This window comes from Microbispora sitophila, from assembly GCF_014892245.1.
Classification (GTDB): Bacteria; Actinomycetota; Actinomycetes; order Streptosporangiales; family Streptosporangiaceae; genus Microbispora; species Microbispora siamensis.
The window spans coordinates 1-22,519 of sequence record NZ_JADBGC010000047.1; the positions used below are offsets into that span (position 1 = coordinate 1).

The 22,519-nt window shown below is 69.3% G+C and carries 16 protein-coding genes; 10 read left to right on the top strand and 6 right to left on the bottom strand.

Annotated features, from left to right (window positions below; all coding sequences use genetic code 11):
• Positions 1-117 precede the first annotated feature (117 nt).
• From IL992_RS44125 to IL992_RS44170, 10 genes are all read left to right on the top strand, one after another.
• The gene (locus tag IL992_RS44125; RefSeq protein WP_193209246.1) at positions 118-1,458 is read left to right on the top strand and encodes an RICIN domain-containing protein; all 1,341 of its coding nucleotides are present in this window, start codon (positions 118-120) and stop codon (positions 1,456-1,458) included.
• Between the two features lie 244 nt (positions 1,459-1,702).
• On the top strand, positions 1,703-4,582 hold the full coding sequence (locus IL992_RS44130; RefSeq protein ID WP_193209247.1) for a lectin: 2,880 nt from the start codon (positions 1,703-1,705) through the stop codon (positions 4,580-4,582).
• Positions 4,583-4,698: 116 nt separating this feature from the next.
• Complete coding sequence (locus IL992_RS44135; protein WP_193209248.1) at positions 4,699-6,507, top strand: ThuA domain-containing protein; 1,809 nt, start codon at positions 4,699-4,701, stop codon at positions 6,505-6,507.
• A 722-nt stretch (positions 6,508-7,229) separates the two neighbouring features.
• Positions 7,230-8,654: a sugar ABC transporter ATP-binding protein gene (locus tag IL992_RS44140; RefSeq protein WP_226874916.1), complete on the top strand. Its 1,425-nt coding sequence runs from the start codon at positions 7,230-7,232 to the stop codon at positions 8,652-8,654.
• Positions 8,651-9,652: an ABC transporter permease gene (locus tag IL992_RS44145; RefSeq protein WP_319019224.1), complete on the top strand. Its 1,002-nt coding sequence runs from the start codon at positions 8,651-8,653 to the stop codon at positions 9,650-9,652. Before IL992_RS44140 ends, IL992_RS44145 begins: the two co-directional genes overlap by 4 nt.
• The gene (locus IL992_RS44150; RefSeq protein WP_193209250.1) at positions 9,649-10,581 is read left to right on the top strand and encodes an ABC transporter permease; all 933 of its coding nucleotides are present in this window, start codon (positions 9,649-9,651) and stop codon (positions 10,579-10,581) included. Before IL992_RS44145 ends, IL992_RS44150 begins: the two co-directional genes overlap by 4 nt.
• A gap of 13 nt (positions 10,582-10,594) precedes the next feature.
• Positions 10,595-11,806 (top strand): substrate-binding domain-containing protein, encoded by a 1,212-nt coding sequence (locus IL992_RS44155; protein WP_193209251.1) that lies wholly within the window; start codon positions 10,595-10,597, stop codon positions 11,804-11,806.
• Positions 11,803-12,654, top strand: coding sequence for a sugar phosphate isomerase/epimerase family protein (locus tag IL992_RS44160; RefSeq protein ID WP_193209252.1), 852 nt, complete (start codon positions 11,803-11,805; stop codon positions 12,652-12,654). Before IL992_RS44155 ends, IL992_RS44160 begins: the two co-directional genes overlap by 4 nt.
• Positions 12,655-12,725: 71 nt before the next feature.
• Positions 12,726-16,262, top strand: coding sequence for a lectin (locus tag IL992_RS44165; RefSeq protein WP_193209253.1), 3,537 nt, complete (start codon positions 12,726-12,728; stop codon positions 16,260-16,262).
• Positions 16,263-16,347: 85 nt separating this feature from the next.
• Entirely contained in the window at positions 16,348-17,202 is an 855-nt protein-coding gene (locus IL992_RS44170; protein WP_226874915.1) for a FadR/GntR family transcriptional regulator, read from the top strand.
• A 56-nt stretch (positions 17,203-17,258) separates the two neighbouring features.
• On the opposite strand, the gene IL992_RS44175 is transcribed toward IL992_RS44170, so the two are convergent.
• From IL992_RS44175 to IL992_RS44200, 6 genes are read right to left on the bottom strand one after another with little or no spacing between them, the layout of a single operon-like run.
• A complete protein-coding gene (locus IL992_RS44175; protein ID WP_193209255.1) occupies positions 17,259-18,260 on the bottom strand; it encodes an aldo/keto reductase in 1,002 nt (333 codons plus the stop codon).
• The gene (locus IL992_RS44180; protein ID WP_319019226.1) at positions 18,257-19,078 is read right to left on the bottom strand and encodes an amidohydrolase family protein; all 822 of its coding nucleotides are present in this window, start codon (positions 19,076-19,078) and stop codon (positions 18,257-18,259) included. Before IL992_RS44180 ends, IL992_RS44175 begins: the two co-directional genes overlap by 4 nt.
• A gap of 5 nt (positions 19,079-19,083) precedes the next feature.
• Positions 19,084-19,458: an L-rhamnose mutarotase gene (locus IL992_RS44185; protein WP_218671715.1), complete on the bottom strand. Its 375-nt coding sequence runs from the start codon at positions 19,456-19,458 to the stop codon at positions 19,084-19,086.
• Positions 19,455-20,642, bottom strand: coding sequence for a mandelate racemase/muconate lactonizing enzyme family protein (locus IL992_RS44190; RefSeq protein ID WP_193209256.1), 1,188 nt, complete (start codon positions 20,640-20,642; stop codon positions 19,455-19,457). The genes IL992_RS44185 and IL992_RS44190 overlap by 4 nt, the downstream gene beginning before the upstream one ends.
• A 28-nt stretch (positions 20,643-20,670) precedes the next feature.
• Entirely contained in the window at positions 20,671-21,582 is a 912-nt protein-coding gene (locus tag IL992_RS44195; RefSeq protein ID WP_193209257.1) for a carbohydrate ABC transporter permease, read from the bottom strand.
• A gap of 4 nt (positions 21,583-21,586) precedes the next feature.
• Entirely contained in the window at positions 21,587-22,519 is a 933-nt protein-coding gene (locus tag IL992_RS44200) for a carbohydrate ABC transporter permease (RefSeq protein WP_193209258.1), read from the bottom strand.

Sequence of the window (22,519 nt, forward strand, 5' to 3'; positions counted from 1 at the left end):
CGCCCACTCATCCGGTGGGCGTCATCCCCGCCACGACCCCCCTCCTCCCAGGAGCAGGCAGTGCATCCACAGGAAGTCCCGGGGACGGCTCCACACCGAGCCTTCCACGCGCACCCCATGAGACCGCCACGCCCGCGCACCCGAATCCTCGCCTGGATCGTGGCCGCTCTCCTGGTGATCGCCGGCCTGGCGGCAGGACCGTCCGCCGCATCCGCGGCGGGCAACCCCTACGAGCGCGGGCCCTCCCCCACCGCGGCGAGCATCGCCGCGGACCGCGGTCCTTTCGCCACCGCCCAGATGACCGTCCCCAGGGGCAACGGATTCGGCGGCGGGGTCATCTACTACCCGACCGACACCAGCCAGGGCACTTTCGGCGCCATCGCGATCGCCCCCGGCTTCAGCACCGCCTGGAGCTACTACGCCTGGCAGGGCCCGAGACTCGCCTCGTTCGGCTTCGTCGTGATCGGGATCGAGACCAACACTCTCAACGACTACGCCGACGCCCGGGCCACCCAGTTGCTCGCCGCCCTGGACTACCTGGTCAACAGCAGCCCGGTGCGTGACCGGGTCGACCGCGACCGGCTGGCGGTGGGCGGACACTCCATGGGCGGCGGAGGCGCGCTCCTCGCGGCCATCCAGCGGCCCTCGCTCCTGACCGCGGTCGGGCAGGCGCCGTACGTGCCCAACGGCGATCTGTCGGCCATCAAGAGCCCCACGATCATCTTCGCCGGCCAGGCCGACGGAACGGTGACCCCGCAGTACGCCAAGAACGCCTACAACACCATTCCCGCCGGCGTCGAGCGCGCGTACGTCGAGATCGCCAACGAGGGCCACGGCTTCCCCGCCGGTGGCGGCGGGGGCAACTCGGGTGCCTTCGCCCGCACGATGATGGTCTGGATGAAGCTGTTCATCGACAAGGACACCCGTTACGCGCCGTTCTTGTGCCCGACGCTGTCCAACGCGAACGGCATCTCCACGTACATGGCAAGCTGCCCGCTCGACCCGCCCGGAGGCGGCCCGACGGCCAGCCCGACGGCGACTCCCAGCTCGACTCCGACGGGTCCTCCGCCGGCGACGGGGGCGCTGCGGGGTGTGGCGTCGGGGCGGTGCCTGGACGTCAGCGGCGCCTCGCAGGCCAACGGCGCCCAGGCGCAGATCTGGGACTGCAACGGCCAGAACAACCAGCAGTGGACCTCCACCAGCGCCGGTGAGCTGCGCGTCTACGGCAACAAGTGCCTCGACGTCAACGGCGGCGGCACCGCCGACGGCACCAGCGTGATCATCTGGGACTGCAACGGCCAGAACAACCAGAAATGGCGCTTCAACACCGACGGCACCATCACCGCCGTCGGCGCGAACAAGTGCCTGGACGTGTCCGGCGCCGGCACCGCCAACGGCACCAAGACCCAGATCTGGACCTGCCACGGCGGCACCAACCAGAAATGGACCCGCGCCTGACGGCGTCCTCGTCGTCCGACCGGCGAGGACGGGAGACGGGCCCTCCCCGATGGGAAAGCGGCTCGTCACCCTCCTCGTACGACAGCGATCGGCAACCAACGCCTCCCTCATGCGGCCGCCGCGATCGGCGGCCGGATGAGGGAACCAGAGGCGGCACCCCTCTGAGCACGTAGCAGAACTCCGGCAACAGCGCGGCGGCGCGCGCTCTGCCCTTACTGATCTTTATGTGTCAGGAAGGAAACCGATGTCCCGACGTCCGTGGCTCACAACGCTGACCACGATGGCGCTGATCACTTCCGGAGCCTTCGCGCTCACCTCCGCTCCGGCGAACGCGCTGACCATCCCGGCCTCCGACTACCAGCAGGTGTCGCTCGCGTCCGGCGGCGCGGAGCTGGGTGAGGCGATGTCGCTGGCCGTGATGCCCAACCGGTCGGTCCTCCACACGGCCCGTGACGGCACGCTGCGCGTCACCGATGTCAACGGCAACACCAAGGTGGCCGGCAAGCTCAACGTCTACACGCACGACGAGGAGGGCCTGCAAGGCGTGGCGGTCGACCCGAACTTCGCGTCGAACCGCTACGTCTGGCTCTACTACTCGCCGCGGCTCAGCACGCCGACCGGCGACGCGCCCAGCACCGGCACCCAGTCGCAGTTCGACCAGTGGAAGGGACACCTGAACCTGTCCCGCTTCACACTGAAGTCCGACGACACGCTCGACATGAGCAGTGAGAAGGTCGTGCTGGAGGTGCCGAACGACCGGGGGATGTGCTGCCATGTGGGCGGCGACATCGACTTCGACGCCGCCGGCAACCTCTATCTCACGACCGGCGACGACAGCAACCCGTTCGAGTCGGGCGGCTACTCCCCGCTGGACGAGCGGACCGACCGCAACCCGCAGTACGACGCCCAGCGTACGGCGGGCAACACCAACGACCTGCGTGGCAAGGTCCTGCGGATCAAGCCCCAGCCGGACGGCACCTACACGATCCCCAGCGGCAACCTGTTCCCGCCGGGGACGGCGAAGACCCGGCCGGAGATCTACGCGATGGGCCTGCGCAACCCGTTCCGGATGAGCGTGGACAAGGCGACCGGCATCGTCTACCTGGGCGACTACGGTCCCGACGCGGGTGTGACCAACAGCAGCCGGGGCCCGAACGGGCAGGTGGAGTTCGACCGCATCACCAGTGCGGGCAACTACGGCTGGCCGTACTGCACCGGCACGAACACCACCAGCGAGACCTACAACGAGTGGAACTTCGCCTCCAACAGCACCGGACCGAAGTACAACTGCGCGGGCGGCCCGACCAACAACTCCTTCCGCAACACCGGCCTGACCACGCTGCCCGCGGCCAAGCCGGCATGGATCAAGTACGGGGGGGACGCCGGATCTCCGCCGGAGTTCGGCTCCGGGTCGGAGTCGCCGATGGGCGGTCCGGTCTACCGCTTCGACCCGAACCTGAGCTCGGCCGTCAAGTTCCCGCAGGCGCTCGACGGGCGGTTCTTCGCGGGTGAGTACGGCCGCCGCTGGATCAAGGCGATCGAGGTCAAGACGGACGGCGCCTACGGCGAGATCTCCGCCTTCCCCTGGAACGGCACCCAGGTGATGGACATGGCCTTCGGCCCCGACGGCGCCCTCTACGTGCTCGACTACGGCACCGGAAGCAACAACCAGGCGTTGTATCGGATCGAGTACATCGGCAAGGCCAACCGCAACCCGATCGCCAAGGCCTCCGCCGACAAGACCTCGGGACCGGCTCCGCTGACCGTGAACTTCTCCTCCGCGGGGAGTTCCGACCCCGAGGGCGGTGCGCTGACGTACGCGTGGAGCTTCGGCGACGGCACCACCTCCACGGCGGCCAACCCGAGCAAGACCTACACCACGGACGGCACCTACACCGCCACCCTCACCGTGCGTGACCCGCAGGGGCTGACCGGAAGCGCCAGTGTGATCGTGACCGTCGGCAACTCCGCCCCGACGGTGACGCTGACCACCCCGGCCGACGGGCAGCTGTTCTCCTTCGGAGACACCGTGCCCTTCCAGGTCACCGTGAGCGACCCGGAGGACGGCACGATCGACTGCTCGAAGGTGACCGTCACCTACTTCCTCGGTCACGACAGCCACGCACACCAGATCACCTCCAAGAGCGGCTGCAGCGGCTCGATAGCTGTGCCGGTGGACGGCGAGCACGACTCGGCGGCCAACATCTACGGTGTCTTCGAGGCCTCCTACACCGACCAGGGAGGCCTGACCTCCACCAGTGTCCGTACTCTCCAGCCGCGCCACCGGCAGGCCGAGCACTTCGGCGCCCAGCAGGGTGTCCAGACGGCCGATCACACCACCGCCGAGGGCGGCAAGACGGTCGGCTTCACCGACGACGGCGACTGGATCTCCTTCCAGCCCTACAACCTGAGCGACGCGACGAAGATCACCGCTCGGGTGTCCTCGGCCGGCGCGGGCGGCCGGATCGAGGTGCGGGCGGGCTCGGCCACGGGCACGTTGCTGGGCACGGTGAACGTCGCGAGCACCGGTAGCTGGGACACCTTCACCGACGTCTCGGCGAACCTCAGCGGCGTGCCGTCCGGCACGACCACGCTGTACCTGGTCTTCCGCGGCGCGACAGGACAGGGCTACCTGTTCGATCTGGACGCCTTCACCTTCGGCACCGGCACGTCGTCCTCCCCGTCCCCCTCCCCCTCCCCATCGCCCTCTCCGTCGCCCTCTCCGTCGCCCTCGGCGAGCACGAGTGCGCTGAAGGGTGTGGCGTCGGGGCGGTGCCTGGACGTCAGCGGGGCGTCGCAGTCCAACGGCGCCCAGGCGCAGATCTGGGACTGCAACGGGCAGAACAACCAGCAGTGGACCACCACCAGCGCCGGTGAGCTGCGCGTCTACGGCAACAAGTGCCTGGACGTCAACGGCGGCGCCACGGCCGACGGCACGTCCGTGATCATCTGGGACTGCAACGGCCAGAACAACCAGAAGTGGCGCCTCAACTCCGACGGAAGCATCACCGCCGTCGGCGCGAACAAGTGCCTGGACGTCAACGGCGGCGGCACCGCCAACGGCACCAAGGTGCTGATCTGGACGTGCAACGGCCAGAACAACCAGAAGTGGACCCGCGCCTGAGGCCATCCGACACACCACCCGGCCCCGGCCACACGCCGATCACCCATTGATGTGACGCCCGGCGCGGCCCAGCTTTCATCGAAAGGGCCGCGCCGGGCCGCGACGGAAGGACACCCATGCTGCGACATCTGACCCCCGCCGCGCTCTGGCGCATCGCGGGGAGCGACCGGAGGACATCCGTGCTGCGACGCCTGTCGGTGACCGCGGTGGCGCTCACCGCCGCCGCCGCGACCGTGATCCCCGCCATCCCCGCCCAGGCCGCCGCATTCAAGGTGCTGGTCTTCTCCAAGACGGCCGCGTTCCGGCACGACTCCATTCCCGCCGGCATCCAGGCCATCCGCGAACTGGGCGCCGCCAACGACTTCGCCGTGGACGCCACGGAGGACGCGAACGCGTTCACCTCGGGCAACCTCGCGCAGTACAAGGCCGTGGTGTTCCTCAGCACCACCGGCGACGTGCTGAACGCCTCCCAGCAGACCGCCTTCCAGTCGTACATCGACGGCGGAGGCGGCTATGTGGGGGTGCATTCGGCCGCCGACACCGAGTACGACTGGCCCTACTACGGGCAGCTGATGGGGGCCTGGTTCAACAACCACCCGGCCATCCAGCAGGCGACCGTACGGAACGAGGACCGGGCGAACGCGGCCACGGCCCATCTCGGCCAGACCTGGACGCGCACCGACGAGTGGTACAACTACCGCACCAACCCGCGCGCCAACGTGCACGTGCTGCAGAGCCTGAACGAGAGCAGCTACAGCGGCGGGAACATGGGCGACCACCCGATCACCTGGTGCCACCCGCAGGCGTCCGGCCGGTCGTTCTACACCGGTCTCGGGCACACCCAGGAGTCGTACGCCGATTCCAACTTCCGCACCCTGCTGCTCGGCGGCATCCGCTACGCGGCCAAGGCCACGAACGCCGACTGCCGTCCCGAGACCGGCTACACGACCCTGTACAACGGGTCGACCACCGGCTGGACGCAGGCCGGGCCCGGCTCGTTCGCCAACAGCGACGCCACGCTGACCTCCCAGGGCGGCATGGGCATGCTGTGGTACAACGCCAAGGAGTTCGGCTCCTACTCCCTCAAGCTCGACTGGAGGATGACCGGCGACTCCAACTCGGGGGTGATCGTCGGGTTCCCGGCCACCAGCGACCCCCAGACGGCCCTCGACACCGGGTACGAGGTCCAGATCGACGCCACCGACACCGCGGACAAGACGACCGGGGCGATCTACGGCTTCCAGTCGGCCGACCTCGCCGCACGTGACGCGGCGCTGAACCCGCCGGGTCAGTGGAACACCTACGAACTGCTCGTCCAGGGAGAGCGGCTGCAGGTGTTCCTCAACGGCACCAAGATCAATGATTTCACGAACACGGACCCGGTCCGATCCCTGCAACAGGGGTACATCGGCATCCAGAACCACGGGTCCGGCGATGTGGTGTCGTTCCGGAACATCCGGGTCAAGGAACTGAGCGGCCCATCGACCTCCCCGTCCCCCTCGCCGTCGCCGTCCCCTTCCGCGTCGCCGTCGCCGCCTGCGGGTGGCACGACCGCGCTGCGGGGTGTGGCGTCGGGGCGGTGCCTGGACGTCAGCGGCGCCTCGCAGTCCAACGGCGCGCAGACGCAGATCTGGGACTGCAACGGTCAGAACAACCAGAAGTGGACGTCCACCAGCGCCGGTGAGTTGCGGGTGTACGGCAACAAGTGCCTGGACGTGAACGGCGCCGGCACCGCCGACGGCACGAGCGTGATCATCTGGGACTGCAACGGGCAGAACAACCAGAAGTGGCGCTTCAACGCGGACGGCAGCATCACCGCCGTCGGCGCGAACAAGTGCCTGAACGTCAGCGGCACCGCCAACGGCACGAAGGCGCAGATCTGGACGTGCAACGGCCAGAACAACCAGAAGTGGACCCGCGTCTGAGGTGATCCGTCCCACCCGGGAGCGGCGGGGAACTCCGGGGTCCCACCCCGCCTCGCCGCACCCGGCATCACGTCCGGCGCGGCCCTGATCGGGGCCGCGCCGACTTCTTTCTCAGTACGGAAGGCGTGCTGATTCGGCGGTTTTTCGCCAAATGGCGGCGAAAGTCCCTTTCCCCATGTCGGAGTATGCGGCTCTCTGCCTGAGGAGAGGGCCCTCATGTATGGCAAGAAGCCCGGCACTCCCCCAACATGGGTGTGAAAGTTTCATACTCATCTGCTCCAAACCACTGGATACAAGACCTCCACTCCTCATGGGCTTGAGGGCATTGGCACGGTCATTTTCCTGTGGAAGGGCGACTTCCGCAGAAAGGTGGCGAAACTATGTCCGGGTGTGAGAGAAGAAGTCTCCTCGGGCAAGTAAATAAGCGTGCTTGACATCAGAAGTTTGGTAGACCTATTTTCTTCCCGAATCGTTTCGACCGCTCCCGCCGGACCAGGTTGAACCTCCGCCCGAGTCACACCCCGTCCACCGGAGCGGAACGCGCGTCGGCCGGCGGCCGTGACGTCCTCGCCGGCGACCGGCCCGGTAAGCCGCACGCCGGGCCGGCACGACTCCCACCCCCCTTAGGAGATCCCCGTGCATGAGTCCTCACCCCGTACGGCGCGGAGACTCGTCCCGGCCGGTTCGGCGTCACGTCTCGACAGGCGGGCCGCGTGCTGAAGATGACCGGCATCGGCAAGAGCTTCCTGGGCGTCCGGGTCCTCGACGGGGTCGACCTGGAGGCGTCCGCGGGCGAGGTCCACGCGGTGGTGGGAGAGAACGGCGCAGGCAAGTCGACGCTCATGAAGATCCTCGCCGGGGTGCACACTCCGGACGAGGGGACGATCGAGATCGACGGCCGCAGCGTGGCGTTCGGGCATCCGATCGAGGCGCAGCGGGCCGGGGTGGCGATCATCTACCAGGAGCTCACCCTGCTGCCGGAGCGGACGGTGGCCGAGAACGTCTTCCTGGGCCGGGAACCCGTCCGGCGGCGGCTGGTCGACCGGGCGGCGATGGAGTCGGCGACCGGTGAGCTGCTGAGCTCGCTCGGCGAGGAGTCGTTCGGGCCGCGCGATCTCGTACGGCGGCTCTCGGTCGCGCAGCAGCAGGTCGTCGAGATCGCCAAGGCGCTGTCGCTGAACGCCCGGATCGTGGTGATGGACGAGCCGACCGCCGCGCTGGCCGACCACGAGGTGGAGCTGCTCTACACACTGGTGCGGCGGCTCACCGGGCGCGGCATCGCGGTTCTGTACATCTCCCACCGGCTCCCCGAGATCTTCGAGCTCGCCGACCGGATCACCGTGCTCAAGGACGGTGCCCGGGTCACCACCGCGGAGGCCTCGAGCCTGGACACCGCGACTCTGGTCCGCCTGATGGTCGGCCGGGACCTGGACTCCTACTACCCACCCCGGGCGGCGGAACCGCCCGGAGAGGTGATGCTGAGCGTGCGCGGCGGGGGCAACGCCCGCCTGCACGGCATCGACCTCGACCTGCGCGCTGGGGAGATCGTCGGGGTGGCCGGGCTGCAGGGCTCGGGCCGCACCGAGCTGGCCAAGGCGCTGTTCGGCGCGGAGCCCTTCACCAGCGGCGAGATGACGCCCTGCCGCCCCCGCTCGGTCCGCGAGGGCATCGCGGCGGGCATCGGCCTGGTCACCGAGGACCGCAAGGCCGAAGGGCTCCTGCTGAACCAGCGGGTGCGTGACAACGCCCTGCTCGTCGCCCGGGCCGCCGGGACGCGCCGGCCCGGGGTCGAGCGGCTGCTCGAGCGCGTGCGGCTGACCCCACCCCGGCCCACCCAGGAGGTCCGGCTGCTGTCCGGGGGCAACCAGCAGAAGGTCGTGCTGGCCAAGTGGATGACGGTCGCGCCGCGCGTCCTGCTGTTCGACGAACCCACCCGCGGCGTCGACGTCGGCGCCAAGGCCGCCATCCACGAGCTGATGCGCGAACTCGCCCGTGACGGCACGGCCATCCTGATGATCTCCTCCGAGCTCCCCGAGCTCATCGGCATGAGCGATCGCATCCTCGTGCTGCGGGACGGGCGCCTAGCGGGAGAGCTGCCGGCCGGCGCCACCGAGGAGGCCGTGATGCACCTGGCGGCCGCGTCGTGACTCAGCAACTGAAGCTCCGGCGCGTCACGGCCGAGGGTTCGTTCCTGCGGCGGCTGTCGGCCGACCGGCCCGCGCGTGCCGTCTACGTGGCGCTGGCCCTGCTCGTCGTGCTGGGCTGGCTGCTGTTCGCCCTGGACGGCGGGCGGTTCCTCAGCCAGGAGAACATCGTCGGGATCCAGCAGCGATCGGCGGCGCTGGGCATCGTCGCGGTCGGTCAGACCCTGGTGATCCTGGCCGGGAGCCTGGACCTCTCGGTGGCCTACCTGATCAGCCTGACCTCGCTGATCGCGGCCGAGATCATGGCGGGCGCCGACGAAAGCGTACCGGCCGCGGTGGCCGCCGTGCTGGCGGTGAGCGCGACAGCCGGCCTGGTGAACGGCCTGATCGTCACCAGGCTCCGGGTGCACGCCTTCATCGCCACGCTCGGGGTCGCGCTGATCATCAGAGGCGTGCTGGACGAACGGTACGACGGGCCGGCGGGCAGTGTGCCGGAGTCCTTCCAGCATCTCGGGTACGACCGCATCGGGCCGCTCCCGGTGTCGGCGCTGCTGTGGGCCGCGGTGGCCGCGTCCGCGTGGCTCCTGCTCAGCCGGACACGGCTGGGCTACCGGATCTACGCGGTGGGCGGGGACGCCGAGGTCGCGCGGCTGTCGGGAGTGCGCACCGAGCGGGTCGTGGTCGCCGCCCACGTGCTCTGCTCGGTCTGCGCCGGGATCGCCGGATTGCTGCTGGCCTCCCGGCTCGGAGCCGGCGCGCCGACGGTCGGGACCGACGGCGGGTACGACCTGGAGTCGATCGCGGCAGTCGTGCTCGGCGGGACCGCCCTGGCCGGAGGCCGTGGCGGGGTCGCCGGGACCGTCGGCGGAGTTCTGCTCCTGGCCGTCCTCGACAGCATCTTCAACCAGCTGGAGGTCAACTCCTTCGCCAAGGACGTCGTGCGGGGCGTGGTCCTGGTGGCCGCCCTGGCGATCTACGCCCGCAGGAGGCGGACCGCATGAGACGCGCGCTACCGATCTTCGTGGTGCTGGCCGGGCTGCTGGTCGCAATCGCGATCGCCAACCCGTACTTCCTGGAGCCGCCCGCCTTCCTCGCCTTCGTCAAACGGGCCGCGCCACTGGTGATCCTCGCGGCCGGGCAGTACTTCGTCATCGTGTCGGGCGAGTTCGACCTGTCGGTCGGCTCCCTCGTCACGGCCGAGGTGGTGATCGCCGCCCGGCTCATCGACGGCTCCGCGACGGCGACCTGGCCCGTGCTGGCCCTGCTGATCGTCCTCGGACTGCTCACCGGGCTGGTCAACGGGACCGTGACCACCCTGCTCCGGGTCCCGTCGTTCATCACGACGCTCGGCATGCTGCTGATCCTCTCGGGAGCGATCTTCCTCTGGACGGGCGGCGCGCCCCGGGGCGCCCTGTCCCCGCAGTTCCGCGAGCTGGGCCGGGGGAGCCTGGGCCCGGTGCCCTGGTCGGTCTTCATCCTCGTCGCGGTGGCGGCCGCCGCGATCTGCGCGATGCGTGCCGGCTTCGGCCACACGCTGATCGCGACCGGCGACAACGACCGGGCCGCCGCCCTGTCCGGTGTCCGGGTCGCCCGGGTACGGACGGTGGCGTTCATGATCTCCGGGCTGTCCGCGGCGGTCGCCGCGATTCTGCTCGGTGGTTTCGCCGGGGTGTCCGCGCAGGTCGGCCAGGGCCTGGAGTTCCAGGCAATCACCGCTGTCGTGCTCGGCGGCGTGGCCCTCGGAGGCGGCCGCGGCTCCGTGGTCGCCGCAATGGCGGGCGCCTTCACCCTGGAGGCGCTGTTCACCCTGCTCAACCTGTACGGCATCTCGGGGGCGGTGGAACCGGCCGTACAGGGTGTGATCATCATCGCCGCGGTGGCGCTGGGAGCGGTGAGCCTCCCACGCAGAAGAGCCGCGGCCGCCTCATGATGGAAGGACAACCATGCGTTCATATTCGCGGCGGCTCCTCGCCTCCGCCGCGCTGGCCGTGCTGACGCTGTCGGCGGCCGCGTGCACCAGCGACAAACCCGCGCCCTCCGCCTCCACCGCGCCGGTCGGGTCCACCGGGTCGGAGGACAAGGGCACCGGGGCGCAGTCGAAGTTCTTCGTGCAGGCCGACTACGACGCCCAGATGGCGATGCGCCGAGCGCAGCCGACCGGCTCGCCGGACAAGCCGTGGGAACAGAGCATCGACCCGCAGTTCGTCGACACCGCCACGTACAAGAAGGCGGGGCCGTACCACCTGTGCTTCTCCAACGCCGCCGTCAACAACCCCTGGCGGCAGGTCGGCTTGAAGACCATGCAGGCGGAGGTCGCCCTGCACAAGGAGATCGCGCGCTTCACCATGCTGGACGCCGAGGGCAAGGACGACAAGCAGATCTCCGACATCGCGGAGTTGCAGGGCAAGGGCTGCGACGTGCTGATCGTCTCCCCCAACACCACGGCGACGCTGACTCCCGCGGTGTCCGGGGCCTGCCCGAAGGTGCCGGTCATCGTGTTCGACCGCGGGGTCCAGACCGACTGCCCGGTCACCTTCATCAAGCCGATCGGCGGCTACGCCTTCGGCGCCGAGGCGGCCGAGTTCCTCATCGACAAGGTGCCGCCCGGCGGGAAGATCCTTGCGCTGCGCATCCTGCCCGGTGTGGACGTGCTGGAGACCCGGTGGTCGGCCGCGAAGGTCGCGTTCGACAAGAGCGACCTCGATGTCGTCGGCGTGGAGTTCACCGACGGCGACGCCGCGAAGACCAAGAGCGTCGTCAGCGACTACATCCAGCGCTACGGGAAGATCGACGGAGTCTGGATGGACGCGGGCGCCACCGCCGTCGCCGCCGTCGAGGCGTTCGAGGACGCGGGCCAGCCCGTTCCGCCGATCAACGGCGAGGACCAGCAGGACTTCCTGAAGAAGTGGAGCGACGCGAAGCTGACCGCGATCGCCCCGACCTATCCGACGTACCAGTGGCGCACTCCCATCATCGCGGCGCTCAAGATCCTCAAGGGTGAGCAGGTGCCGAAGGTCTGGAACCTGCCGCAACCGACGATCACCCAGGAGAACCTCGCCACCTACCTCAAGCCCGGCATGCCGCCGCTGCACTACGCCCTGTGCGGCTGCGAGAACCTGCCCGGCTACCCGCAGAAGTGGGGCGGCACGTCGTGATCGGAGTCAACACGTGGGTCTGGGTCTCGCCGCTCACCGACGAGTCCCTGGCCGTCCTCGCGCCGCGGATCGCGGGATGGGGATTCGACGTGGTCGAGCTGCCGGTCGAGCAGCCCGGCGACTGGGACCCCGAGCGTGCGGCGGCCCTCCTGGACGGGCTCGGCCTCGGCGCGTCGGTCGTGCTCACCATGCCACCGGGACGCGAGCTCGTCGGCGCCTCGACGCAGAGCGTCCAGGAGACCCAGGACTACCTGCGGCACTGCGTGGACGTGGCGGTGACCGTGGGCGCGCCGGCGGTCAGCGGACCCGCCTACGCCTCGGTCGGCCGGGCCTGGCGGATGAGCCCCGACGAGCGGCGCGCGCTCTACGCCGAGCTGAGGGAGAACCTGAAACCGGTCGTCGCCTACGCGGCCGAACGCGGGGTCCGGATCGGCGTCGAACCGCTCAACCGATACGAGACCAGTGTCGTCAACACCGTCGAACAGGCGCTCGAAGCCCTCCCGGAGGAATGCGGGCTCGCCCTCGACACCTACCACATGAACATCGAGGAGAAGGATCCGCTCCGGGCCGTCCGGCTGGCGGGCGCGAGGATCGCGCACCTCCAGGTATGCGGAACCGACCGTGGCGCCCCCGGTAGCGACCACTTCGACTGGACGGGCTTCGCCGCAGCCGTCCGCGACGTGAACTACGGCGGCCCGCTCGTGATCGAGTCCTTCACCGCCGACAACAAGACCATCGCCACCGCCGCATCCGTCTGGCGTCCCCTGGCCCCCAGCCAGGACGCCCTCGCCACCGAAGGCCTCGCCTTCCTCCGCACCCTCGACCTGTCCACCCGACCCTCCCCCTGAGCCGAGACGGCTCACGCCTTCGCACTCTTCGACTCCGACCGTTACCGGTAAACCCCCCCAGGAGATTTTTCATGCGAAGATCACGCCTGCTCCCCGCCCTGGCCGCGGCCCTGTTAGGACTCTTGCTGTCCGCGGTGCCGCTGGTCGCGCACGCGGCCGCTCCGCAGTTCAAGGTGCTGCTGTTCAGCAAGACCGCGAGCGGCGCCTACCGGCACGATTCCATCCCCGCCGGTATCGCGATGTTCCAGCAGCTGGCGGCCGACAACAACTTCCAGCTCGACCAAAGCGAGGACTCCGCCGTCTTCACCTCGTCGACCCTCAACACCTACGACGCGGTGATCATGCTCCAGACCTCGGGCATGGTGTGGGACAACGACGCCCAGCGTCAGGCCATGCAGGCCTACGTGCGCAGCGGCCACGGCGTCGTGGCGATCCACAACGCCGTCGACATGAACATCGAGTCGCAGTTCCCCTGGTGGGACCAGACCGTGCTGGCCGGCGCGCACATGACGCAGCACTCCTCGATCGTGCAGGGCACCGCCAAGGTGGCCGACAAGGTGCACCCCTCCACCAAGGGGCTGCCGGACCGCTGGGTGCGTACCGAGGAGTGGTACAACTTCGACAAGAACATGCGTGGTTCCGTCCACGTGCTGGTCACCGCGGACGAGACCACCTATGACGCCGGGGCGAACAAGATGGGCGCCGACCACCCGATCTCCTGGTGTCACAACCCGGAGGGCGGCCGGGTGTGGGCGACCGCCATGGGCCACCAGGCGTCCTCCTACTCGGAGCCGCTGTTCAAGCAGCACCTGCTGGGCGCGGTGAAGTGGGCGGCGGGCGCCGAGGCCGGTGACTGCGGCGGCACGATCTCGGCCCGGTTCCAGAAGGTGACCCTCGACGGCGCGCCGGACCAGCCGATGGAGCTGGACGTGGCCGCCGACGGCAGGGTCTTCTACATCTCGCGCTCCGGCAAGGTGAACCTGATTCCCGCCGGCGGCGGGAGCACGCGCGTCATCGGCACCCTGTCGGTGTACGACGGCGGTGAGGACGGCGGGATCGGGCTGGCGCTCGACCCGAACTTCTCCACCAACGGCTGGATCTACATCAACTACTCGCCGTCCAACGGCGGTGAGGTGAACCGGGTGTCGAGGTTCACCTTCAACGGCACCAGCCTCGACCTGTCCAGCGAGAAGAAGATCATCGAGGTTCCGGCGTACCGCAACGTCGACGAGCCGGGCCACACCGGCGGCTACCTCGCGTTCGGGCCGGGCGGCAACCTGTACATCGGCCCGGGTGACGACACCAACCCCAACGCCTCCAGCGGCTATGCGCCGATCGACGAGCGGCCGGGCCGGGAGCACTACGACGCCCAGCGGTCCGCGGCCAACACCAACGACCTGCGCGGCAAGATCCTGCGCATCCACCCCGAGTCCGACGGCACCTACACGATCCCGTCCGGCAACCTGTTCGCTCCGGGCACCGCCAAGACGCGGCCGGAGATCTACGCGATGGGCTTCCGCAACCCGTTCCGCTTCTCGGTCGACAAGGTCACCGGGTGGATCTCCCTGGGCGACTACGGCCCGGACGCGGGCAGCGCCAACCCCAACCGCGGCCCCGAGGGCATCGTGGAGTGGAACCTGATCAAGCAGCCGGGCTTCTACGGCTGGCCGTACTGCACCGGCAACAACACCCCGTTCAACGACTTCAACTTCGCCACCAACACCTCGGGGGCGAAGTTCAACTGCTCGGCGCCGGTCAACGACTCGCCCAACAACACGGGCCTGACCAACCTGCCCGCGGCCAAGCCCGCGACCGTGTGGTACAACTACCACGCCTCGGCCGAGTTCCCCGAGATCAACTGCTGCGGCGGCGCGGCCCCCATGGGCGGCCCGTTCTACCGCTACGACGCAACCGGCGCCTCCGACCGCAAGTTCCCCGAGTACTTCGACGGCACGCCGTTCTTGTACGAGTGGAGCCGCAACTTCGTCAAGGAGATGCGCCTCGACTCCTCCGGCAATCTCCTGAAGATCAACCCGTTCGTCGCGAACATCGCTCCCCATGCGCCGATCGACATGAAGTTCGGCCCCGACGGCGCGCTCTACATGGCCGACTGGGGCAACGGCTTCGGCCACGAGAACACCGATGACAGCATCTACCGGATCGACTACGTGGTCGGCAACCGCGCTCCCATCGCCAAGGCGAGCGCCAACCCCGACTCGGGCAACGCGCCGCTGACGGTCGCGTTCTCCTCGGCCGGCTCGTCCGACCCCGACGGCGACGCGATCACCTACAGCTGGGACTTCGGTGACGGCGGGACCTCCACCAGCGCCAACCCGTCCCACACCTACAACGCCAACGGCACCTACACCGCCAGGCTGACCGTGCGGGATGCGGGCGGGAAGACGGGCAGTGTCACGTTGCCCATCGTCGTCGGCAACACCCGTCCCAAGGTCGTCTTCTCGGCTCCGCCCGACGGCGGGTTCATTGACTTCGGCGACCGGGTGTCCTACACGGTGAACGTCACCGACCCCGAGGACGGCACCGTCGACTGCACCAAGGTCAATGTGTTCACCGCGCTCGGCCACGACCAGCACGCGCACGACACCGGCCAGTACACCGGTTGCTCCGGGACGGTCACGACCACGGCCTCCGGCCATGACGAGGCCTCCAACGTCTACTACGTCCTGGGCGCGGACTACACCGACAAGGGCGGCCTGAAGGGCAGCGCCGGCATCACCCTGCAGCCGAAGCACAAGCAGGCCGAGCACTTCACCGGCTCGTCCGGCATCCGGGTCGTCGACGAGCCCGGGGCCGAGGGCGGCAGGCGCGTCGGCGACGTCTCCAACAACGACTGGATCTCCTTCACGCCGATGAACCTGTCCGGGATCGACTCGGTGTCCTTCCGCGTCTCGGCGCCGTCCGCCACCGGGGCGTCCATCGAACTGCACGCCGACTCGCCGACCGGGACGCTCATCGCCTCCAGCGCCGTGCCGGCGACCGGAGGATGGAACACCTACGTGTCCCTTCCGGCGGTGAAGGTCACCGACCCCGGTGGCACCCGCAATCTCTACGTCGTGTTCAAGGCACCCTCGGCGAACGCGTTCGACGTCGACTCGCTCACCTTCGTCGGCAAGGGTGTCGGACAAGCAGGCGGGTCCCCCTCGCCCTCCCCCTCGCCGTCCGCCTCCCCGTCCCCGTCGCCGTCCCCGTCGCCTTCGGGCAGCACCAGCGCCCTCAGGGGTGTGGGCTCGGGGCGGTGCCTGGACGTCAGCGGCGCCTCGCAGTCCAACGGCGCCCAGGCGCAGATCTGGGACTGCAACGGGCAGGCCAACCAGCAGTGGACCACCACCAGCGCCGGTGAGCTGCGCGTCTACGGCAACAAGTGCCTGGACGTCAACGGCGGCGCCACGGCCGACGGCACGTCCGTGATCATCTGGGACTGCAACGGCCAGAACAACCAGAAGTGGCGCCTCAACTCCGACGGAAGCATCACCGCCGTCGGCGCGAACAAGTGCCTGGACGTCAACGGCGGCGGCACCGCCAACGGCACCAAGGTGCTGATCTGGACCTGTAACGGCCAGAACAACCAGAAGTGGACCCGCGTCTGACACAGATCTGACGTCCGAAATCCGGAGCCGGTCCGCCCTCGGCGGGCCGGCTCTTCCCTTGCCCGCAGCCCACAAAATTCATCATATGAATTACATATGCGCGGAGGAGTATACTCTCACCTGTGATGATCCTCCTGGAGGCCCAGTGACTGCCGCGTTCTCTCAACCCGGTCTGACCGCGAGTGCCTCCCGCGGCTCGCTTGAGCCGCCCGCACACCGACGGCCCCGCCGCCTGGGCGACACCGTGGTCACGTATCTCGTCGACCGTATCGTGTCGGGGGCCTACCCTGTGGACAGCGTGCTCCCGACCGAGCCCGAGTTGTGCCAGGAGTTCGGCGTCTCCCGTACGGTGGTGCGCGAGTCGATCAAGCTTCTGGAGGCGAAGGGCCTGGTCAAGGCCACTCCGGGCCGGGGGACCCGGGTCCTGGAGCCCATCGGCTGGAACCTGCTGGACCCCCTCGTCCTCGAGGCGCAGATCCGGCACGACAGCGACCTGTCCATCCTCGACGACCTCGTCAACGTCCGGGTGGCGCTCGAATGCGACATGGCGGCGCAGTGCGCGCGCGTGATCACACCGGCTCAGGCCGAGGCGCTGAAAAGGCAGGCGAACGTCCTCGCGGAGAGCCTGCACGACCCTGAGCGCTACGGCAGGGAGGACGTCGCCTTCCACGAAATGATCATGCTTGCCTCCGGCAATCGCCTCGGTCACGCGATCATCCATGGCATCCATGCCAAGGCACGGCTGTCGAGCCAGTACAACGGCGACCCGAACAGGGAGGAACTCCTCCAGTCGCTCGCCGAGCACCGGCAGATCGAGTCGATGATCCTTCAGGGCGACTCCCAGGGCGCCGCGGCCGCGATGCGCGTCCACATAGTGGGCTCATGGGCCAGGCGCCGCCCCCGCGTACACGGAGCGATGGGCCAGGAAGCCGGCTCCTGAGAGGGCGCCGCCGCGGCCGGCGTCACCGAGGGGGGATGCTCCCAGGGGCCAGGGCATCAGGGTTCGTGCGTCCGCACGGCCCCGGCAGGAATCAGGCCTTCGGCGATCAGGTCGTGCCAGAGCCCTTCGGGGATGTCGGTCTCGAACCGCCGGAGGTTCTCGTCCACCTCTCGCGGTGAGCGCATGCCGACGGCGATCGCGGAGACCGCGGGGTGCAGCAGCGGAAAGGCCAGCGCGGCGGCGGGCAATTCGACGCCGTGATCTGCGCAGACCGACGCGATGCGCTCCGCGCGCCCGACCACGTCGGCGCCGGGGGCACGGTACTCGTATGTCGAGCCGGGTGCGGGCCGGGCGGTGGAGAGCAGGCCGGTGGCGAAGACACCGACGGCGACCACGGCGACACCGAAGCGACGGGCCGGCGTGAGCACCGAGTCGAGTGCGCTGTGGTCGAGCAGCGAATAGCGGTTGGCCAGCATGATCACATCGACGAGCCCCTCCTCGATGATCGCGGCGAGCCCGGCGGTGGAGTTGGTCCCGATGCCGATGGCCTTCACGACGCCGGCGGCCTTGAGCCGCGCCAGCGACGCGAGCCCCTCCCGGGCCGCGCTCTTCCACGCCTGGTCGGGATCGTGCAGGTACAGGATGTCGACCGACTCGAGTCCGAGACGCGTCAGGCTCTCCCGGAGCGAGCGTTCGACACCCGTCGCCGAGAAGTCCCACCGCCGTGTGAGGTCACCGGGAACGGCGAACCCGTCGTCGTCCCATTCCCGGGGCCGGGGGTTGGGCACGATCAGGCGACCGACCTTGGTGGACAGGACGAACTCGTCGCGAGGGCGGCGGCGCAATTCGGCTCCGATGCGACGTTCGGAGAGCCCGAGACCGTAGTGCGGCGCCGTGTCGAAGTAGCGGATACCGCGATCCCACGCCCGGCGTACCGTCCGGGCGGCCTCGTCGTCGCTCACGGGCCGGGCGAAGTTGCCGAGCGGTGATCCGCCGAGGCCGATGACACCGCGCCCCGACCGGCCTCGGTTCAGCAGATCCGCGATCGAGGCCGTCATCCGCCCAGCCCGTAGAGGACCGACGCGGCGCCGGACATGATCGACTGCCGCTCCGCCGGGCTCAGCTCGCCGATGAGCTCGTCCACCGCGCGCCGCCACGCGACCGCACCGGCCCCCAGCTCGGCCAGCGGCCAGTCGGACCCGTACATGAGCCGCTCCGGGCCGAACGCGTCGAGCGCCACGTCGACCACGCGGCGGAGGCGGGGGCCGTCGCCGCCGTTCACGAGTCCGGCCAGCCCGGAGATCTTCGCGAAGGTGTTCGGCCGACCGGCGAGCTCGCGCAGTCCGGCCTCCCACCCGGCATCGTCGTCCGACTCGGCGATCCCGCCGAGGTGGTCCACGACGAAGCGGACACCGGGGTGCGCGGCCACGACGGTCGCGGCCAGCGGCAGCTGCCACCATCGCACGACCAGGTCGAAGCCGAGGTCGCGCGCGCCCAGCTGCTCGAGCGCCCTTCCCACGTCGGGCCGCGCGAGCCAGTCGGGGTCGGGGTCGATGTGGACCAGGTGACGGATTCCCACCAGCCTCCGACGCGCCGCGGGGTCGAGCCCGTCGAGTTGCGCCGCGACGTCGGCGGTGAGGTCGGTCCAGCCGACCACACCGGCGATGCGCGGGCTCGGGTGCGCCAGCAGCCGCCGCGTCTCGGCGGCGCTGTTGCTCGCCTGCACGACGACCGCGGCGTCCACGCCGGCCGAATCGAGCATCCGCTCGAGGTCGCCGGGCGTGAAGTCGCGATCGATGGCCGCCATCGTCGTGGGGTCGATCCACGGCTGGGGGTCGGTGGCCCGGTTCCAGAGATGGACGTGTGCGTCGATCACGCCGGTCACGACAGGTGCCAGATCTCGTCGAGCGGCTGCCACAGCGCTCCGGGATCTCTTTCTTCGACGATGCGCACCTGGCAGGGGTCGGTGTGCGTCCACCACTCGCGCGTCACCGGGTCCTCTGCGATGCGGGCCATGTCGGCCGCGTGATCCTCGCCGACATACTCGTAATAGGCGAACAGGGTGTCGCCGACGATGAAGATCGAGTAGTTCGTGACGTTGGCGTCGCGCAAGGTCTGCTCGACCTGCGGCCAGACGTTGCGATGCAGTTCGAGGTACTCCTCCCTGCGCTCGGGCCGGACGCCGACGACGAGGGCGTGACGCTCGACGCGGCGCCGCTCGGTGTGCTTGTCCATTCGCTCGCTCCGCTCGCTCATGTCCCCACCCGCTCTTCCGCGGGCGCGCCGATGCGGTCGTCCCAGTGGGAATCCGGGACGAGGCGCAGGCCCGCCCGGTGGGGGCGGACGTGCGGTCCCGCGATCGCGGCCGGCGGGTCCGCGGCTCGCACGGCGTTGATGTGATCCTCGTCCACCCGGATGCCCAGGCCCGGCTCGTCGCCGAGGACGATCCCGCCGTCCTCGAACTCCTGGTCGACCTGGAGTCCGATGGGCGCCGACAGGTCCTGGACCTCGAAGGCCAGGTGGTTCGGCACCGCCGTGGCGGCGTGCGCGACCGGGTTGGTGTGGTACGCCACCGGGCTCACGGGCAGGTCCCGGCTGTGAGCCACCGCGGCCACCCGCAGGAAGTGCGTGATGCCCCACACGTTGCCCACCTGGACGATGTCGACGGCGTCGGCGTCCAGGAGTGGCCGGTACTGATCGAGGCCGGTGAGGTTCTCTCCGGTCGCCACGCCCGCGCGGATGCCCCGCCGGACCGCGGCGAGCCCGGCCGCGTCCCATCTCCGCACAGGCTCCTCGACCCAGGTGAGGTCCACCGACCGCTCCAGGGCCGCGATGTAGCGCACGGCCTGGGACCGGTTCCACGACTCGTTGGCGTCGAACATGAGGGCGGGGTCGGCCGAGTTGCGCCCGAGGACCTCCCGCAGCGCCTTCAGCCGGCGCAGATCGTGTTCGAGACTCCGGCCGCCCTTGAGCTTGGCGGCGCTGAAGCCCCGGTCCGCGAAGCGCTCGTAGAGGCGTACGAGGGCGTCGTCGTCGAGTGCGATGTCCAGCCCGGAGGCGTAGCCCGGAACGAACCGGTCACGTCCGCCGAGAGTGCGCCAGAGCGGCTCGCCGGCGGCCTTCGCCTTGAGGTCCCAGAGCGCCATGTCGATCGCACCGATCGCGCCGAACGTCGCGCCGGAGTGGCCTGTCTTGAAGACCCGGTCGAGCATCCGGTCGTAGAGCGCGGAGACGGCCCGCGGGTCCTCGCCCTCGACGGCGCCGAAGACGCGGTCGATGTCGCCGTGCGCTCCGAGCCCGACACCCTCGACGCCGCTGTCGGTTTCGAGGATCAGCACGTGCACATCCGTGCGCGGCTCGGGCATGACGCCGTTGGCGTCGCCGATCAGCCGGCCCCAGTCGTGCGCAGTGGTCAGGCTGCGATAGCCGGTGACCTTCACGATTGCTCCTTTGTGACAGGAATTCGACTCACTCCTTGGTGCCCCCGGCCGTCATGCCCGCGACCAGGAAGCGCTGTGCGAAAAGGAAGACGATCAGCACCGGCAGCACCGAGATGACGGTCGCGAGCGCGAGTGTGGGCAGCTGCACGGACAGGGTGCCGGCAGAGCTGGGGTTGAACGCCGGGGTGGAGGCGAGCAGGGAGGTCAGGCCGACCTGGACCGGATACCCCTCGCTCGATGGCAGCATCACGAAGGGCAGGAAGAAGTTGTTCCAGCTCTGCACGAAGCTGAAGAACGCCACCAGCGCGACGATCGGCGCCGCCAGCGGCAGCGCGACCCGGGTGAACACCTGAAGCTCGCCGCATCCGTCGAGGCGCGCCGCCGCGAGCAGGTCGCGCGGGACGCTGGTCGAGAAGTAGATGTACGTGAGGTACACCCCGAACGGGAAGAACGACATCGGGAGGATCACCGAGAGCGGGCTGCCGATCAGCCCCACCACGTTCAGCTCGAGGAAGATCGGCAGGACCAGCGCGGTGTTCGGGATCAGCATGACGATCAGCGTCAGCACCAGGAGTGGCCGCCGCAGCCGGAACTCCGTCAGGGCCATCGCGTACCCCGCTGGAATGCTCGCGATGAGCGTGATGACGAGCGCGCCCAGGGCGTACAGCGCCGAGTTGCCCACCCACGCGGTGACCGCGCCGTCCTGGAAGCCGAACAACTGGTCCCAGTTGGCGGCCAGGTCGTGGATGCTCCCGGGCAGGAACGGGTTGTCGACGATGAGCCCGTGCGCCGACTTCGTCGTCGCCAGCAGCAGCCAGACGATCGGGATGACGAAGAACAGCACGAAGATCGCGACCACGACCGCGACGATCGTCCGGCCGCTCCAGCCGCTGACGCTATTCCGTCGCGCCACTGCGCGGCCGGCGTCCACTGTCGTCATGAGCTCAGCCCCTCTCGAACAGGCCGCCGCGCGTCACGAAGACGGCCGACAGCGCGAGGGCGACGACGAGCAGCAGCAGGGAGATGGCCGCGGCTCCGTTGAAATCGTTCTGCTGGAACGCGTACTGGTACGCGAGCTGGTTCAGCGAATAGTCGTTGGGCACGATCGCGTTGCTCGCCTGCGAGAGCAGTTGCGGCTCGACGAACAGCTGCGTGCCGGCGGCGAGCGACATGATGCCCATATACGAGATCCACTTACGCAGCATCGGCAGCTGGATGTGCCAGGCGATCTGCACCGTGCCGGCGCCGTCGATGCGCGCGGCCTCGATCACGTCGGCGCTGATGTTGTTGAGCGCGCCGTACATGATGACGATCCAGCCGCCCGCGCCGGTCCAGAACGCGATGACGGCGAACACCGGGGGCAGGTTCGCCGGCACGATGACCTGCACGAAACTGGAGAAACCCATCAGACGCAGCAGGCCGCCGACCGGGCTGGCGGTCGGGTCGAGCACGAACAGCCACAGCAGCACGCTCGACGCGCCCGCGAGGGCGCCCGGCAGGTAGAAGACGAACCGGAGCGTCCGGCTGAGCCAGCGCACGCGGACCGCGTGGACCACGATGGCCAGGAAGGAGACCAGTACCACCAGGGCCACCAGCCAGATCACCAGGTAGAGCGCGACGTGCCCGACGGCGGGCAGGAAGCGGAAGTCGCTCATGACCTTGGTGAAGTTGGCGATGCCCGCGAAGCCGCCGTCGCCGTCGGTGAACGCGAGGTAGAGGGAGTAGAGGGCCGGAAGGATGCCGAACGCGACCGTCAGCACCGCGTAGAGAGCGATGAAGGCGTAGCTCATCGCGCTCCGCTCACCGCCGTCGCTCCGGCCGGCCGGCCGCCCGGGCGGGATCACCGCAGACCGGGCGGCCTCATCCGTAACCGTCAT

Excerpts from the sequence above, each read along its gene's own strand:
- IL992_RS44175 (WP_193209255.1), bottom strand. The coding sequence starts at position 18,260 with ATGACGGCCTCGATCGCGGATCTGCTGAACCGAGGCCGGTCGGGGCGC.
- IL992_RS44150 (WP_193209250.1), top strand. The coding sequence starts at position 9,649 with ATGAGACGCGCGCTACCGATCTTCGTGGTGCTGGCCGGGCTGCTGGTC.
- IL992_RS44165 (WP_193209253.1), top strand. The coding sequence starts at position 12,726 with ATGCGAAGATCACGCCTGCTCCCCGCCCTGGCCGCGGCCCTGTTAGGA.
- IL992_RS44130 (WP_193209247.1), top strand. The coding sequence starts at position 1,703 with ATGTCCCGACGTCCGTGGCTCACAACGCTGACCACGATGGCGCTGATC.
- IL992_RS44125 (WP_193209246.1), top strand. The coding sequence starts at position 118 with ATGAGACCGCCACGCCCGCGCACCCGAATCCTCGCCTGGATCGTGGCC.
- IL992_RS44155 (WP_193209251.1), top strand. The coding sequence starts at position 10,595 with ATGCGTTCATATTCGCGGCGGCTCCTCGCCTCCGCCGCGCTGGCCGTG.
- IL992_RS44135 (WP_193209248.1), top strand. The coding sequence starts at position 4,699 with ATGCTGCGACATCTGACCCCCGCCGCGCTCTGGCGCATCGCGGGGAGC.
- IL992_RS44195 (WP_193209257.1), bottom strand. The coding sequence starts at position 21,582 with ATGACGACAGTGGACGCCGGCCGCGCAGTGGCGCGACGGAATAGCGTC.
- IL992_RS44140 (WP_226874916.1), top strand. The coding sequence starts at position 7,230 with ATGACCGGCATCGGCAAGAGCTTCCTGGGCGTCCGGGTCCTCGACGGG.
- IL992_RS44200 (WP_193209258.1), bottom strand. The coding sequence starts at position 22,519 with ATGACGGTTACGGATGAGGCCGCCCGGTCTGCGGTGATCCCGCCCGGG.
- IL992_RS44185 (WP_218671715.1), bottom strand. The coding sequence starts at position 19,458 with ATGAGCGAGCGGAGCGAGCGAATGGACAAGCACACCGAGCGGCGCCGC.
- IL992_RS44170 (WP_226874915.1), top strand. The coding sequence starts at position 16,348 with ATGAATTACATATGCGCGGAGGAGTATACTCTCACCTGTGATGATCCT.